The 16,252-nt window shown below is 32.6% G+C and carries 13 protein-coding genes; 8 read left to right on the top strand and 5 right to left on the bottom strand.

Annotated features, from left to right (window positions below):
* The first annotated feature begins 130 nt into the window (after positions 1-130).
* Positions 131-991, top strand: a complete 861-nt coding sequence (locus Q0876_RS11275) for a GyrI-like domain-containing protein (protein WP_299227901.1) — start codon at positions 131-133, stop codon at positions 989-991.
* Here the strand turns inward: Q0876_RS11275 and Q0876_RS11270 are convergent.
* Both Q0876_RS11270 and acs read right to left on the bottom strand, forming a co-directional pair.
* A complete protein-coding gene (locus Q0876_RS11270; protein ID WP_299227898.1) occupies positions 984-1,934 on the bottom strand; it encodes a nitronate monooxygenase family protein in 951 nt (316 codons plus the stop codon). The genes Q0876_RS11275 and Q0876_RS11270 overlap by 8 nt on opposite strands.
* 46 nt (positions 1,935-1,980) lie before the next feature.
* A complete protein-coding gene (gene acs, locus Q0876_RS11265; RefSeq protein WP_299227895.1) occupies positions 1,981-3,888 on the bottom strand; it encodes an acetate--CoA ligase in 1,908 nt (635 codons plus the stop codon).
* Between the two features lie 190 nt (positions 3,889-4,078).
* Between acs and Q0876_RS11260 the strand changes: the two genes are divergently transcribed.
* Both Q0876_RS11260 and Q0876_RS11255 read left to right on the top strand, forming a co-directional pair.
* The gene (locus Q0876_RS11260; protein WP_299227892.1) at positions 4,079-6,001 is read left to right on the top strand and encodes a transglutaminase family protein; all 1,923 of its coding nucleotides are present in this window, start codon (positions 4,079-4,081) and stop codon (positions 5,999-6,001) included.
* Between the two features lie 3 nt (positions 6,002-6,004).
* Positions 6,005-8,182, top strand: a complete 2,178-nt coding sequence (locus Q0876_RS11255) for a DUF3857 domain-containing protein (RefSeq protein WP_299227889.1) — start codon at positions 6,005-6,007, stop codon at positions 8,180-8,182.
* An 8-nt stretch (positions 8,183-8,190) separates the two neighbouring features.
* Here Q0876_RS11255 and Q0876_RS11250 read toward each other — a convergent pair whose 3' ends face one another.
* Positions 8,191-9,576 carry a sodium:alanine symporter family protein gene (locus Q0876_RS11250; RefSeq protein WP_299227886.1) on the bottom strand — a complete coding sequence of 462 codons (1,386 nt, stop codon included), beginning with the start codon at positions 9,574-9,576 and terminating at the stop codon, positions 8,191-8,193.
* Positions 9,577-9,669: 93 nt separating this feature from the next.
* Between Q0876_RS11250 and Q0876_RS11245 the strand changes: the two genes are divergently transcribed.
* The gene (locus Q0876_RS11245; protein WP_299227883.1) at positions 9,670-10,764 is read left to right on the top strand and encodes a heparan-alpha-glucosaminide N-acetyltransferase domain-containing protein; all 1,095 of its coding nucleotides are present in this window, start codon (positions 9,670-9,672) and stop codon (positions 10,762-10,764) included.
* Between the two features lie 232 nt (positions 10,765-10,996).
* Positions 10,997-12,478 carry a serine hydrolase gene (locus Q0876_RS11240; RefSeq protein ID WP_299227881.1) on the top strand — a complete coding sequence of 494 codons (1,482 nt, stop codon included), beginning with the start codon at positions 10,997-10,999 and terminating at the stop codon, positions 12,476-12,478.
* Here Q0876_RS11240 and Q0876_RS11235 read toward each other — a convergent pair.
* Together Q0876_RS11235 and Q0876_RS11230 are read right to left on the bottom strand one after the other, a co-directional pair.
* Entirely contained in the window at positions 12,475-13,434 is a 960-nt protein-coding gene (locus tag Q0876_RS11235; protein ID WP_299227880.1) for a phosphoribosylaminoimidazolesuccinocarboxamide synthase, read from the bottom strand. The two genes, Q0876_RS11240 and Q0876_RS11235, sit on opposite strands and share 4 nt — an antisense overlap.
* Positions 13,435-13,453: 19 nt before the next feature.
* Positions 13,454-14,407 carry a PhoH family protein gene (locus tag Q0876_RS11230; RefSeq protein ID WP_299227877.1) on the bottom strand — a complete coding sequence of 318 codons (954 nt, stop codon included), beginning with the start codon at positions 14,405-14,407 and terminating at the stop codon, positions 13,454-13,456.
* Between the two features lie 211 nt (positions 14,408-14,618).
* On the opposite strand from Q0876_RS11230, the gene Q0876_RS11225 reads away from it, so the two are divergent.
* From Q0876_RS11225 to Q0876_RS11215, 3 genes are all read left to right on the top strand, one after another.
* Positions 14,619-15,455, top strand: coding sequence for an SAM-dependent chlorinase/fluorinase (locus tag Q0876_RS11225; RefSeq protein WP_299227875.1), 837 nt, complete (start codon positions 14,619-14,621; stop codon positions 15,453-15,455).
* 5 nt (positions 15,456-15,460) lie between these two features.
* Entirely contained in the window at positions 15,461-15,757 is a 297-nt protein-coding gene (locus Q0876_RS11220; protein ID WP_299227872.1) for a putative quinol monooxygenase, read from the top strand.
* 84 nt (positions 15,758-15,841) lie between these two features.
* Entirely contained in the window at positions 15,842-16,252 is a 411-nt protein-coding gene (locus tag Q0876_RS11215) for a hypothetical protein (RefSeq protein ID WP_299227869.1), read from the top strand.

The raw sequence follows: 16,252 nt of genomic DNA, 5'->3' as shown, positions 1-16,252 counted from the left end.
TTTACAAGAAAAATAAGTTTGCATATTGAGTTTTATATTTTTATAAAAATAAATAATATTCATAAGTCAGCAAGTTTGGAAAAGTGATTCTTTACTTTACTTTATATTTTTGACCTATTAATATGGAGTTATGAATAACAGAAAAACGAACAAAGCGTATTACGAAGAGCGTTTAAATTGTATAATTGAGTATATACATAACCATCTAGACCGCAAAATCGACATCAAGACGCTGGCTGAGATCTCACATTTTTCTCTTTTTCATTTTCATCGTATTAGTAGAGCATTACTAGGAGAACCCATTGGTGCTTACATTTCTAGAACACGCATAGAAACTGCAGCAAAAATGATTCGCTATACGACTTTAGATATTGAAAGCATCGCTTATAGTGTAGGTTTTGAAACTCCTTCATCTTTATCAAAAAAATTTAAAAGTCATTTTGGTATTTCTCCGTCAGTGTATCGCAAAAACAAATTATTCTCAATCAAATCAAACGACATTATGGAATTACAATTAAACATCAAAAAACCGAAAATCAATGAAATTGAAGATAAACAATGCATATATTACAGAATGCAAGGTAACTATCGTACACTAGATTATGCGAATGCATGGAAAAAGCTTTGGGCAGAAGTAAAATCTCAAAAATTGTTCACTAAAGGTATAGAGCATTTAGGGCTTCCTCATGATGATCCAAAGGTAACTGATGAAAATAAAGTGCAATACGATGCTTGTTTAGTTATTCATAAAGATGCGAAGCCTACAGGAGATATAGGTGTTAAAACTTTAAAAGGAGGCAAATTTGCAGTCTTTTTATATCAAGGAAGTTACAGTCATTTTGCTGAAGTTTATAACTACATGTTCAATGATTGGTTGTTAAATACAGATTACGAATTACGTGATGCGCCTGTAAGAGAGAAATATATCAGTAATCCTGAACGTACTGAAGCTCATAAATTAAAAACTGAATTTTATATTCCTATTAAGTAGTCAGTTTAGCTACAATAGCCTTAGTTGGTAAAATAGCTTTGGTATGTTCAATACTTGGGCCAGCTACCCAAACAGTTTTATAAGTCGCCTTCTTGGCGGCTTTTTCAGTTGCTTTCATACCAATTGAAAATCGAATCATTTTCACCCATTTTTTCAACTTTCTATTCTTGTTCAATATAGATTCTATCCACGTTTGCTTAGTACCAATTTTTTGAACGTAAGGCGTATTAATCACTGTACAAGGTGTCCCAGAAATTCGCTCAGTCATCACAATATCATCAGCGCCATAATCTACACAAGCCTGTTTGTATTCATTTGTTACATTTGCTTCTACTGATGCAATAAAAGGGCTACCAACTGAGACGCCATCTGCACCATAGTTCAGCATTTTATCAATATCGGCTTTACAGCCTACACCACCAGCTGAGATTACAGGAATAGATAGATTCTCTTTCAATTCTTTGATTAGATCTTCAGGAGAAATATTCCCTCTGTGCCCTCCAGCTTGATTATTAACTGCAATGGCAGCATCTGCTCCTAAACCTTCAACTTTTTTAGCAAACTTTAAATCTGTAACATCGCAAAATACTTTAATACCAACTGCATGCGCTTGCCTGATGGTTTCTTCTGGACTACCAAGTGACGTGATTATGAAATCACAACCTTCTTCACAAAGTACTTCTAATTGCCCTTTGTACTTTATATTAGATTTGTTGACTATTAGATTAAACCCAAATGAACCACCTTCAACTTTTGCCTGTTTCAATTCTTTTAACGCATTACGTAATTCGTCTAAAGTTCTATAATTCAATGCAGGAATACAGCCAGCGATACCAGATTTCATTGCTTCTTTAACCATTGCTGTATTAGATACTAAAAACATTGGCGCTTGAATAATTGGATATGTTATTTGTAATAATTGAGTGAGTTTTGTATCAGTCATTTGATTTTTCTTGTAAAGATAAAAAAAATACTATGCACGCATAATATCAAACTGTATTATTCATAATATCGTTTACTACTTCTGGATTTAGTAGTGTACTGATATCACCTAGGTTACTTGTGTCTTTATGTGCTATTTTACGTAAAATACGACGCATGATCTTACCACTTCTAGTTTTTGGAAGTCCACTAGTAAATTGAATCTTATCTAATTTAGCAATAGGACCGATTTGCTCAGTTATGATCTGGTTGATTTCTTTTCTTAAATTATCATGATTTCTACCTTCACCAGCCTCTTTAAGCGTTACATAACCATACAACGCATTTCCTTTTATATCGTGCGGAAATCCAACAATGGCACTTTCTGCAACTGCTGGATGCTCATTAATGGCATCTTCAATTGGTGCGGTTCCTAAATTATGACCTGAAACGATTATTACATCATCTACTCTACCAGTAATTCTATAGTAACCCACTTCATCTCTCAAAGCACCGTCTCCTGTAAAATATTTATTCTCAAAAGCTGAAAAGTATGTGTCTTTATATCGCTGATGATTTCCCCATATTGTTCTGGCCATACTCGGCCATGGAAATTTAATACACAAACGACCATCAACTTGATTTTCTTTTATTTCTTCACCGTTTTCATTAATCAATGCTGGTTGAACACCTGGAAAAGGTAGCGTAGCATACGTAGGCTTGGTTGGTGTTGCATATGGAATAGGTGTAATCATAATACCTCCTGTTTCAGTTTGCCACCACGTATCTACAATTGGTGCTTTCTTTTTCCCAACATTATCATCATACCAATGCCAAGCTTCTTCATTAATCGGTTCTCCAACAGTTCCTAACACTTTCAGAGAAGACAAGTCGTATTTTTCTAAATGGGTAAGGCCTTCTTTTGCCAAAGCTCTAATTGCGGTTGGAGCTGTATAAAACTGTGTGACTTTATGTTTTTCAACTATATCCCAAAATCTTCCAAAATTAGGATAACTTGGTACGCCCTCAAACATTACTGTTGTAGCTCCATTAGCTAATGGCCCATAAACAATGTAACTGTGCCCAGTTATCCAGCCAATATCTGCTGTACACCAATACACATCTTCTTCTCTATATTGAAATACATTTTTAAAAGTATAAGCAGTATATACAAGATAACCTGCTGTAGTGTGAACCATTCCTTTTGGCTGACCAGTAGAGCCTGAAGTATATAAAATAAACAAAGCATCTTCAGCATTCATGATTTCTGCTTTACAAATTGTGGGCGCTTGATCTAGCTCTGGTTGCAACAAATAATCTCTTCCTTCTTCCATTATTATGTTAGAATTGATTCGTTTAACCACTAAAACTGTTTTAACACAACTGCATTCCTTTAAAGCTTCGTCTACAATCCCTTTTAGGTCAATCGTTTTTGTGCCTCTATACGAACCATCGCTTGTAATTACCATTTTGCATTCAGAATCATTTATTCTTGAAGCCAATGCAGTTGATGAAAAACCAGCAAAAACGACAGAATGTATTGCTCCTATCCTAGCACAAGCCAATACTGCTATTGCTAGTTCAGGTATCATTGGTAAATAGATACAAACGCGATCACCTTTAACTATACCTTTATTTTTTAACACATTAGCAAATTTGCATACTTTTTTATGTAATTCATTATATGTAATGTGCTGCGCTTTTTCTTTAGGATCATTGGGTTCAAATAAAATAGCCGTCTTGTTTCCTCTAGCTAACAAATGTCTATCAATACAATTTTCAGTAATGTTCAATTGAGCACCTTCAAACCATTTAATACTAGGTTTAGAAAAATCCCAACTTAGTATCTTATCCCATTTTCTTCTCCACATGAAATGCTCCTCAGCAATTTCTTCCCAAAATAATTCAGGGTTTGCAACAGATTTTCGGTATACTTGATAATATTCCTCCAAATGCTTAATGTGGTAATTGCTCATATAACTTTACGATTTTGTGTTGGTGAGTTGCTATTAATTAGTGACGATTAAAATTAATGATTTATTTCAACGTGTTAAAATGTGGTTGAACGATTTATTTTATAACAGAAGCTTTTCAATATAAAAAAGACTTCATTTTAATTTTAGTTTTTCCTTTGAAATGATATATTAGCAGTCTTAACCACTATTTATGATTAAATATACTCTGAGTTTCATTGTTCTATTGATGATCTCGTTCTCTGCGCAATCACAAAAACGAATTGACCCTACAGACAAAGACAAAGTTTTAGCCAACGCACTGAAAGAAAAATTTCCAGATGATAACGTAGCACTAGTAACAAGCAAAGACTTTGTTACTTTTGGTTACAACAAGCGTGATCAAAAAGTAACTGTTGAGCATCAAGCAAAAGAAAATATGATAAATATTGATGTTAGAGCAGATATCCAAGCCTATAGTTTTTATGATGGCGAATCTTCTATTGAGGAATTTGATATCAGATACAGAAATGAAAAAAATGCAGGCTTTTTTATTAGAGATGAAGCATATCAAAGTGAAGACCTATTTCATAACGATACTCGTGTTCAATATACCACAATTGACTTTCCAGTTAAAGGCTATCGCTATTTAACTAACATCATCAAGCATTATAAAGACATTAAATATTTCACCAAGTTATATTTTAACGGTGAGTATCCTGTAGCAAAAAAAACAATAGTGGTTGTTGTACCGAATTGGTTAAATTTAGAATTGAAAGAACTAAATTTTGAAGGATACGATATCACAAAAAAAGTAACTAATAACGATAAGGGTAATGCAAAAATTCATACTTATACTATAGAAAATATAGAGGCTATGTATAAAGAAGAAAGTACTCCTGGACCTACATATATCTATCCTCACATACTTGTTTTAGCCAAAACTTATAAACAAAATGGTAAAACCATTAATATATTTAATGAAACACAAGACTTATATAATTGGTACAAGTCATTAGTTAATAGTTTAGAAAATGATAATACACCTATAAAAGATAAAGTAAAGGAGTTGACAGAAAATGCTAAGACAGATGAAGAAAAAATCAAGAATATTTACTATTGGGTACAAGATAATATAAGATATATTGCTTTTGAAGATGGCATTGCTGGTTTTAAACCAGATGAAGCATCAAATGTGTTTACTAAACGTTATGGTGATTGTAAAGGCATGGCCAATCTTACTAAACAAATGCTTATTGAGGCTGGTTTTGATGCACGTTTAACATGGATTGGTACAAAACGTATTGCATATGATTATTCAACACCAAACTTATCTGTAGATAACCATATGATATGTACACTCTTTAAAGATGATGAAACTATATTCTTAGATGGTACAGAAAAATTTAATGCATTTGGAGAGTATGCTGATAGAATTCAAGGCAAGCAGGTATTAATAGAAAATGGTGATGCATATATCTTAAAGCATGTTCCGGTTTCTGATGCAGAATTTAATAAAGAGCGTTTTGCTTATAACCTAACTTTGTCACAGGATCATATCACAGGTTCAGTCGATAAAACCTTTAATGGCGAGAGTAGATCTAGTTTATTATACTATTTTAATAATTTGAAGAATGATAAAAAGGATGAATTCTTAGAGTACTATCTCAATAAAGGTAACAGCAACATAAAGGTTTCTAATATAGAAACTTCAGATTTACTAAATCGAGATGACAAAATAAATATCGCATACGATGTAGTTATTAAAAATGCAGTATCATCATTTGATGATCAGGTCTATATAGATTTAGACTTCGATAAAGAACTCTCTAACTTTAAATTAGAAAAACGCAAAGCCGACTATATTTTCAGTTCTAAAAAAGACTTAGAGTCTACAACTCGCTTAGAGATTCCAAAAGGGTATAAAATTGCACATCTACCAGAAAACATCTCTGTATCTAGTAATAACTACGATATGGATGTTAAATTTTCTAAAGACAATAATATTATTGTTTATAAGAAACAATTCAAAATAAAGAATGCAAAAATTGAGACTTCAGATTTTGAAGAATGGAACGGTTTTATCGACCAACTCAATGCCATATATAATGAACAAATCATCTTAACTAAAGAATAACTTATGATTTCAAGATATTTAATCCTTCTCTTGCTTACTGTTTCTGTTTCAGTATTTTCTCAATCAAAAGAAGAATTAGCTGCAAAAGATTTTTTTTGGGGCGCAAACGATACTTATAAAGACGCCAATGACATTCCAAAAGAATGGACCAATGAATCGGCTGTGATCATTTACAAAAATGTAAATTACGATTTTCACAAATTTGGAAAGAACGTAACCTATACCACCTCGATAAGAAAACGAATCAAACTATTGGATAAAGCTGCAGTTGAAGAGTTTTCTGAATTTGCATTTACAAAGCGTTTTCGATCATCAAAAGGACGCTTTACTTGGAAGAAGAAAGGCGGCACTTTTGTTGGTGTAAAAATTATAAAACCAGATGGTAGTATTACCGAAATTGATGTAGAAAAGGACGCTGTTGAAGTTGATGGTGAAACTAAAATAGCCATTGCAAATTTGGAAGTTGGTGATATAATTGATTATTACTATTACAGAAATGAACCCTTCAAAACGACTTATGCGTTTGGTTTTGATCCTGTAGAGACCAGCTTAGGTGAAGAATATCCAATCATGGATTACAAACTCTTTTTCGAAACTGAAAATGATTTCTTTATCAATTTTAAGTCTTTTAATGGTGCTCCAGAATTAAAAGAGATTCCAACAGAAAAAAAGAACATGAGACGTTATGAACTGATCGAAACAAATATTCCAAAGAGTGAATATAAACGTTGGTTCTACCCATTAGTTGAATTACCTTCCTATAAGTTTCAAGTCTATTTTGCACGTTCTGGTAAGTTTGAAGATCGAGCATTAGCTTTTCTTCCAGAGAAAGAAGACATCATAAAAACTAGTGTTTCGAAAGAGGAAGTACTTGACCTGTATGATAGCAGATTCAAACCAGATGGCGATGTGGGTGATGTAAAGTCATTTTTTAAAGGTAAATCTTTCAAAAATGATAGAGAAAAAGTGATTGCAGCATATTATTACATGAGGCATTATTACTTAACGCGATATGTTGAAGCCTTTTATGCAAAAGAGTCAAATATTTCTCCTTACCCATTTATGGTATATGGTTACAATGTTGTATTCATACAAAACCAAAAGCAGTTTATTAGACATTTTACTGAGTTTTTGAAACGTCAAAAAATTGATTACAATATTGTAGTCGGAAAGAAACGTTATGATGGCTCTATGGATGATCTTTTAATTGAACGCAATGTAAATGTTTTGGTAAAAGTAAAAACAGCAACTCCTCTCTATGCAGAATTTTTTAGTCCACATACCAACATCAATGAGTTTTCGCCATTAATGGAAGGAACAGACGTGTTTTTATTATCTTCAGAAAAAAGCAAAAAGCGAATAGACGTCGTTGAAAATGGAAAATTACCAACCTCAACCTACCTAGACAATGAAACCAAAAAAGCAGTTACGTTAACTATTAATGATGATTTTTCAGGTATAGAGATTACTTCAGTTAATAGCTTTAAAGGTCATGAAAAAAGTGATCAACAATACGACAGACTTACTTTTACTGATTATGTTTTTGAAGATTATAAAAAATATGAAACAGAATCTTGGATCGATCTCGTTAAACGCAAAAAGGATAAAGCCAAATACAAAAAAGAAATGGATGCTTTATCTGCAAAACTAAAAACAAAACAAAAAGAGCGTTTTGAAGAAGCTATTAAAGGCGAATATGGTGTAGAAGATGTTGAAGATTACACCTATGAGATCAATGAAAATGGTCGTTACAGCTTAGAATCTTATTTTACTTTCACAGAAAGCTTCAAAGCTAAAAATGCGCTTATTAAAAAAGCTGGTCCAAATTATATTTTAGAAATTGGTAAATTAATTGGAGGTCAAATCGATCTTGATGAAAAAGAACGCAAACGTACTGAAAATGTATATATGCCGTATCCTAGAAGTTTTAACTACAGTATTACATTAAACATCCCAGAAGGTTATACTGTTGCTGGTTTAGATAAGTTAAATAAAACTGTAGATAATGCCACTGGAGCTTTTATAAGTACCGCAAAAATTGAAGATAATACTTTAATAGTAAATACCTCTAAACAATACAAGAACTATTACGAACCTAATAGTAACTGGGATATGATGATTGCCTTTCTAGATGAAGCAAATCAGTTTACTAATGAAAAGGTTTTATTAAAAAAGAAATAGCTTGGTTTTTATTTGTAACGTGTATTAGATTTGAGCCGTAATTTGTAAGCCTTGATTTCTTTAACAACTCTTGGCGCCATAATTATGGTGGCCAACATTGTTGGAATAGCCATAAATGCAAAAATACCATCAATAAAATTTATCATTGTACTGAAAGATGTAGTAGCGGCTAAAACTATACTTGCGATATAGAGGTAATTGTATAGGTACTTATATCTTGCGCCTACTAAAAAAGACATGCATTTAGTACCATAATATGCATAAGAAAATAACGATGAAATGCTGAATACAAACACGCATACCATAAGCAAGTATTGCCCAACTCCTGGCATAGCATCTTGAAAAGCTGATGCTGTTAAACTTACTCCATTATCTAAAGTAGTTTGCCAAACACCTGTTACTAAAATTGCCAAAGCAGTTAATGTACAAACAATTAATGTATCAATTACTGGACCTAACATAGCAACTAAGCCTTCTCGAACGGGTTCGTCAGTCTTAGCTGCGCCATGAGCCATAGGTGCTGTTCCTATTCCGGCTTCATTAGAAAACGCACCTCTCTTAATCCCTAATAAAATAAGTGCGCCTAGTACACCGCCAAAAACAGCATCACCTTCAATATAACTAGCATTAAAAGCATCAGTAAAAATGAGTAGCAGGTATTTAGGCACCTCATCTATATGCATTGCCAAAATAATAAGCACCAGGACAAAATATAAAAGAACCATAGAAGGCACCAATTTTGAAGCAATATTACTTATTCGTTTAAGCCCTCCTAAAATTACTATTGATGTAATGACAACTAATAGACCAGCTATAATGAGATTCGTATAGAGATTCACTTCTACTCCATTAGGAATAAGAATGATATCATTGATGGCTTGTTTCAATTGATTTACATTTACAACAGGTAGAGCTCCTAAAAGACCAAAGAAAGAAAACATCATTGCAAGAAACTTCCAGTTTTTGCCTAAGCCTTCAGTAATGAAATACATGGGTCCGCCTTGTAGCTTTCCGTCGCTATCTTTACCTCTATACATAATTGCTAAAGTAGATGTGAAAAATTTGGTGCTCATCCCAACTATAGCACTAATCCACATCCAGAACATGGCACCTGGACCACCAATTGTGATTGCCAGTGCTACACCAGCAATATTTCCCATACCAATAGTAGATGATAACGCTGTTGTTAATGCCTTGAAATGGCTTATTTCTCCTGGATCATTAGGGTCATCATACTTTCCTCTAAGTACTTGTAATGCATGACCAAAAAAACGAAAAGGCAAAAACCTAGAAATAATGAGTAGATAAAGTCCACCTCCAATTAACAAAACAAGTAATGGAATTCCCCATGCTAAAGAAGAAAATTGTTCAGAAATTGTTTTGAGTTGCTCCATATATTTAGATACGAATTAGCAACTAAGATATTATTTTAGCTTTAGCTATCCTTAAAAATTAAAAGTATCTTTAATTTTTTAATTTTTTAATTTTTGAAAACCAACCGAATCTTTTTCATTGATGCTGTTCGTGCATTTGCTATTTTGATGATGCTTCAAGGTCATTTTATTGACACGCTTCTGAGTCCTATATACAGAGATGAAAATAATATGGCTTATCAAATATGGTCGTACTTTAGAGGCATTACTGCGCCAACTTTTTTTACTATATCTGGTTTGGTGTTCTTGTATTTGCTATTGAGAGCTAAAGCAAAAGGTAATGATGGACCTAGAATTAGAAAAGGCTTTTATAGAGGTTTACTCTTATTAGGAATAGGTTATGCGTTGCGAATAGATGTTTTTGGCTGGTTACGAGGTGAATTCAGTAGCTATATCTTTGTGATTGATGTACTTCAGTGTATTGGTTTATCACTCATTTTGCTCATAGGTTTCTATATATTATTCCGTAAGCATATAGGCTTATTATCGTTGTTCTTGTTACTTGTTGGTAGTCTCTGTTTTCTATGTGAACCCTTGTATCGTAACTTAGACTTAAATCAAATTCCACAAGTTTTGGCTAATTACATGACTAAAGCAAATGGATCTATTTTCACAATCTTGCCTTGGTTTGGGTTTACGGCTTTTGGTGGTTTTCTGGCGACTATATTTTTCTCACATGTGCATAAAAACAGATTTAGATTGATCACAGTAATCTCATTTTTTGCTATTGGTAGTTTGCTTGTAGAATATTCCTCATGGTTATTAATGAAACTCTATTATTTAACAGACATTGAACTCTTTAAATCCTCTGCCTACTATAATTATCTTTTCACTCGTTTTGGGAATGTACTCATTCTGTTTGGTGCGTTCTATGCAGCCGAGCCTCTATTAAAGGGATCACTTATTAGTAAAATCGGACAGAAAACATTATCAATATATGTCATTCATTTCATCATCATATTTGGAAGTTTTACAGGTATTGGACTAAAACTTTTTTTTCAAAAATCTTTAAATCCTACTGAAGCAATACTAGGTGCCATTGCCTTTATGATCATCGTCTGTATTATTTCTTTCCATTACGTAAAAACCAATGCTTTTATTTATAATTATTTAAGATTATTGATGAAGGCTATTAAAAGGGCGAATTGAATTTTGTTTTAAAAATATGCCTTTTTGTTTTAAAGCGTATGCTTTTGTTTTAATGTGTTAGCTTTTGTTTTAAAGATAATATGCTCACAATTAAGACTGAATTTTAATTTATATTTTTATCAAAGGCTACTTAATGTTTGGGCTTTGAATAATTAAGCTATCCCATACATTGCATTTTTTTAGCCTTATAACCTTAACTAAGCTTTGCAATCGAATAATTTAAACATAGCTGATGAAGATTTTTTTTATTATTATAGGTGTTTTATTAGTCTCATGCCAAACCAATACTTCAAAAAGTCAAGATGAAGTGATAAGACCACCTAAAGAATTTGACACTATAAGAAATGAGATTATAAATCTAGTTAAAGAAGAGAAAACGCCTTCCTTTTCTGTTGCGGTAGTACAAAATGGAAGTATTATATGGAAAGAATCCTTTTTAAAAACCACTGATTCACTGGAATTTCAAATTTTACCAGATTCACAATACCCAATTGCATCATTATCCAAATCAATTACTGCAACCCTTATTATGAAACTCGTAGAAAGTGGGAATATGTCATTAGATGACCCTGTGGAACAGTATCTTCCAAATAAACTTACATTTTATAACAAAAGACGTTATTCCATACGTGAGTTATTAAACATGACTGCTGGTATTCCACACGGTTGGATATTCCTTAACAGTAATACTACTTTTGCATCTGAAGCTAGTAACCAAGATTGGATCACAAAATATGGTATAAGCACATTACCTAAAGGTACTTATGAATACTCGAACTATTCTTATGGTATTTTAGAAGCTATTATAGAGAAAGCTTCTGGAAAACCTTATCACCAAGTTTTGGAAGAAGAAATATTCAACCCTTTGAATATGGTCAATTCATATGTTTCATCTGAAAACGCAAACAAGTCTAAGTTCTCCAATCCTATTCGAGATGTTGGTAATCCTTCCATTTTTATACCATCAGCTGGTGCTGGAACATTTTCAAATTTAAATGATTTGATCTTGTATGCACGTCATAATTTAAAAGAGAAAGGAAAAACTATTCTAAACTCAGACTTAATAGATAGCCTACATTATAGTAAAACCAATGCTTCATCTATTACTGCTCTAGGTTGGGGAAGCATTAACATCGATGATGACACGACATGGTTAGTATCTAATGGAAGTTTTCCAAAATCAGCCAACTCAAACCTAACAATTATTCCCGAAAAAAACATCGCAGTAATTTGTTTAGCAAATAAAGACTATCAAAGTTCAGCAGATATTCAAGCTATAAAAATAGCTGATGTTTTAGTTACTGGATTTGCAAAAAAAGCATTTTCTAAAATAGAGGCATATGAAGCCAACAATTCAACTCCATTAAATACTAATATAATGAACGGTAATAGTTGGGAAGGCTATATACATATTGGCTCCGAAAAGTATCCAATGCACTTTACTTTTGAATCTGATAATTTATACTTTTCATTTAATCAAAATAAAAAACAAAAGATACAACACTTAAATATTGATGCTCAACTTATCCTGAGAGGAAGTGCCAACATACTAGTAAAAAATCCTCTTACAGAAAAATCTGAAACTACCAATGGCAATATGAATTTACTATTGAGCGAGAACAAATTGCAAGGTCATTTTTCTGCTTTATTTAGAAAAGATAATGAATATGATATAGCCCTTCCTTTTTACATTGAAGCTGAGAAAATTAATTAAGCTATTGATTTTAAGTATGACATCACATTAGCCTCTATTCTACTTTGAATATTAGAAACATCTGCTTTCACAAATTTTTCTCCCATAATATTTTCATATAATTCAATGTAACGTTCACTTACAGTATGGATATATTCATCACTCATTTCAGGAACAGTTTGCCCTTCTAAGCCTTGAAAATTATTAGAAATAAGCCATTGGCGTACAAACTCTTTAGACAACTGTTTTTGTGGTTCATTATTCTCTTGACGTTCTTGATAGCCATCAGTATAAAAATAACGTGATGAGTCTGGTGTATGGATCTCGTCAATTAAAACAATCTTTCCTTCTTTAGTTTTACCGAATTCGTACTTGGTATCGACTAATATCAACCCTCTAGATGCTGCTATTTCTGTACCGCGTTGAAATAATTTACGCGTATAATCTTCAAGCACAAGATAATCATCTTCAGAGACAATGCCTCGTTTCAAAATGTCTTCACGAGAAATATCTTCATCGTGATCTCCCATTTCGGCTTTTGTAGCTGGTGTAATTATAGGTTCTGAAAACTTATCGTTTTCTTTCATACCTTCAGGCAGTTCCACACCACATAATAAACGCTTACCTGCTTTGTACTCTCTTGCAGCATGCCCAGACATATAACCTCTGATAACCATTTCTACTTTAAAGGGTTCACACAAATGACCAATAGCCACATTAGGATCTGGAGTAGCTGTTAGCCAGTTTGGGACGATGTCTTCAGTTGCTTTCATCATGCTTGTTGCAATCTGGTTTAGAATTTGGCCTTTATATGGGATCCCTTTGGGCATAACAACGTCAAAAGCACTAAGCCGATCCGTAGCGATCATGACCAGTTGTTCATTATTAATATTATAGACTTCCCTTACCTTCCCTTTGTAAACACCCTTTTGATTTGGAAACTTAAAATCGGATGCTATTATCGTATTGCTTGTCATGCTTTAATGCAGTGTATCTTTAGTCTCTGTTTTCTATACTTTTGTATGCCTCAATTACTTTCTTGACTAATTTATGTCTGATGACATCTTTATCATCAAGGTATATCATACCAATACCATCAACATTTTTGAGTACTAATAATGCTTCTTTCAATCCAGAAATTGTGCGACGTGGCAAATCTACCTGACCAGGATCACCTGTAAGTAAAAACTTAGCATTTTTTCCCATACGCGTTAAGAACATCTTCATTTGCGCATGAGTGGTATTTTGTCCTTCATCTAAAATAACAAATGCATTGTCTAATGTTCGACCACGCATGAAAGCCAAAGGTGCAATTTGTATGGTGCCATTCTCAATAAAATTAGCTAATTTCTCAGCAGGAATCATATCTCGTAAAGCATCATATAGTGGTTGCATGTATGGATCTAATTTCTCTTTTAGGTCACCAGGTAAAAACCCAAGGTTTTCTCCAGCTTCTACAGCAGGTCGTGTTAAAATTATACGCTTAACTTCTTTATTCTTTAATGCTCTAACTGCTAAAGCTACACCTGTGTATGTCTTACCTGTTCCTGCTGGTCCGATTGCAAAAACCATATCATTTTTACGCATACTCTCAACTAATTTTCGTTGGTTAACTGTTTGCGCTTTTATAATACGACCACTAACACCATGAACAATAGCTTCACCACTTTGTTCAGATGTTGTATAATCATCACTACTCTGACTTGTTAAAACACGTTCTATGATGTTTTCATCTATTTTATTATACTTACTAAAATGTATCATAAGCATATTCATTCGACGATCAAACTCTTCTAATAGATCTTCATCACCATAGGCCTTTATTTTATTACCTCTAGCTACAATTTTAAGTTTGGGGAAGTATTCTTTTAAAATTTTAATATTGACATTTTGAGCTCCAAAAAATTCTTTGGGAGTAATTTCTTCTAGTTCTAAAATAAGTTCGTTCAAAAGCGTTGCGAATTATAAATTAATCTGTTTTGTTTTATTAGTTTTGTGATGAGAGAAAATGAGACTCATTTTTGACATCTATACTATCAAAAATAATTAAAGTATTTTATTCATAAGGTTTCCAAATGATTAAAATATGATTAGTTTTTAACAGTTTTATTTAATCTTAAAAGCGTTTGCAAATCAACACTAAAATTCTATTGCTTAGCACATGGCAATCATCACATTAACAACCGATTTTGGCGAAAAAGATCATTTTGCAGGTGCAATCAAAGGTGCTATTTATAGTGAATTGCCTAATGTGAGAATTGTTGATATCTCACACTCTGTTGCACCTTTCAATGTGCCTGAAGCAGCTTATATTATTCAAAATGCTTATAGTAGCTTTCCTAAAGGAACTATTCATGTTATTGGCATTGATTCTGAACTTAATCCTGAAAACAAACACATCGCTGTTAAATTGGACGATCATTACTTCATTTGTGCCAATAATGGCATTATGAGTATGATATGTTCAGAAATAGCACCACAAAAGATCGTAGAAATTAATATTCATGATCGTGTTGCTACCAGCTTTCCGGTATTAGATGTGTTTGTTAATGTAGCTTGCCATATTGCTCGTGGAGGAACATTAGAGGTCATTGGAAAAGTAATAGACACTATTAAACCTATTAAAAACCTGATTCCGTTTGTAAACGATGATAAGAATCAAATTATTGGTAGTGTTATCTATATTGACAACTATGGAAACGTTATTACAAATATCAAGCGTAAATTTTTTGAAACGATACAAAAAACAAGAGCTTACGAAATTTCTGCTCGAAGTTATAAGTTTAAAAAAATATACGACAAATATAGTGATGCTATAAATTTTGACATTCCAGAAGATAAACGTTATGATGAAGGCAAAGGCTTAGTGGTATTTAATTCGTCAGGTTATTTAGAAATTGCTGTTTATAAAAGTGATAATTATAGCGTTGGTAGTGCTTCTACACTAATGGGTTTAAAAGTAATGGATACAGTAACGATTAACTTTTCAAAAATTTAAATGTTATGTTTGTTAGAATTGTAAAAATGAGTTTTGATTCTTCAAAAATTAATGAATTTCTAATCAGTTTTGAAAATAAAAAACATCACATTAGAGCATTTGATGGTTGTGAGTTTTTAGAACTCTATCGCGATAAACACAATACAAATATCTTTTTTACGTATAGTTACTGGACAGCTGAAGCAAACTTGGAAAATTACAAGCGTTCGGATTTATTTAAAGCTATTTGGTCTAAAACCAAACCACTTTTCAATGCCAAGCCTGAAGCATGGAGTGTTGAGAAATTAGTCTCACTTGATTAAACTCTCAATATGTATGTATATTATAAGGTTCTTGAAAAAGTTAGAGAATTAGATAAAATGAAATTTGATATTAAATAACGAAACATGCTAGGTAGGTTTCATCTTTTTTTTGGAGTTATAATTGTTGTTACATTTTTATTGACTGGTCAATACATGCATCATAAATACGATCACTTAAAAGATATGGAGTTGATGAATAGAGCTTTATTTAGGGCTGGTCATTTATACATTTTGTTATTTGGGTTAATCAATGTGGCTATAGGTGCATATATGAAACCCATTAAACACAAACTAATATTCAAAATACAAACCTTTGGCTCTGTACCAATTGTTATTGCCAGTTGCTTAATTATCTATGCCTTTTTTACTGAACTCCCAACTAACAACATAGAACGCCCATTAACACGTTTGAGTCTTTATATGGTATTTTTTGGTGTAACAATACATGGTTTAATATCTTTGGTGAATCATAAACGTTTAATATCTAAACAATAA

It is taken from the genome of uncultured Psychroserpens sp. (assembly GCF_947503375.1).
Taxonomy (GTDB): Bacteria; Bacteroidota; Bacteroidia; order Flavobacteriales; family Flavobacteriaceae; genus Psychroserpens.
The sequence above is the reverse complement of the archived record's forward strand: the minus strand, read 5'-3'. Positions and strand labels throughout refer to the sequence as shown.

Coding starts and splice junctions, on each gene's coding strand:
- Q0876_RS11275 (WP_299227901.1), top strand. CDS start 131: ATGAATAACAGAAAAACGAACAAAGCGTATTACGAAGAGCGTTTAAAT.
- Q0876_RS11270 (WP_299227898.1), bottom strand. CDS start 1,934: ATGACTGATACAAAACTCACTCAATTATTACAAATAACATATCCAATT.
- acs (WP_299227895.1), bottom strand. CDS start 3,888: ATGAGCAATTACCACATTAAGCATTTGGAGGAATATTATCAAGTATAC.
- Q0876_RS11260 (WP_299227892.1), top strand. CDS start 4,079: ATGATTAAATATACTCTGAGTTTCATTGTTCTATTGATGATCTCGTTC.
- Q0876_RS11255 (WP_299227889.1), top strand. CDS start 6,005: ATGATTTCAAGATATTTAATCCTTCTCTTGCTTACTGTTTCTGTTTCA.
- Q0876_RS11250 (WP_299227886.1), bottom strand. CDS start 9,576: ATGGAGCAACTCAAAACAATTTCTGAACAATTTTCTTCTTTAGCATGG.
- Q0876_RS11240 (WP_299227881.1), top strand. CDS start 10,997: ATGAAGATTTTTTTTATTATTATAGGTGTTTTATTAGTCTCATGCCAA.
- Q0876_RS11235 (WP_299227880.1), bottom strand. CDS start 13,434: ATGACAAGCAATACGATAATAGCATCCGATTTTAAGTTTCCAAATCAA.
- Q0876_RS11225 (WP_299227875.1), top strand. CDS start 14,619: ATGGCAATCATCACATTAACAACCGATTTTGGCGAAAAAGATCATTTT.
- Q0876_RS11220 (WP_299227872.1), top strand. CDS start 15,461: ATGTTTGTTAGAATTGTAAAAATGAGTTTTGATTCTTCAAAAATTAAT.
- Q0876_RS11215 (WP_299227869.1), top strand. CDS start 15,842: ATGCTAGGTAGGTTTCATCTTTTTTTTGGAGTTATAATTGTTGTTACA.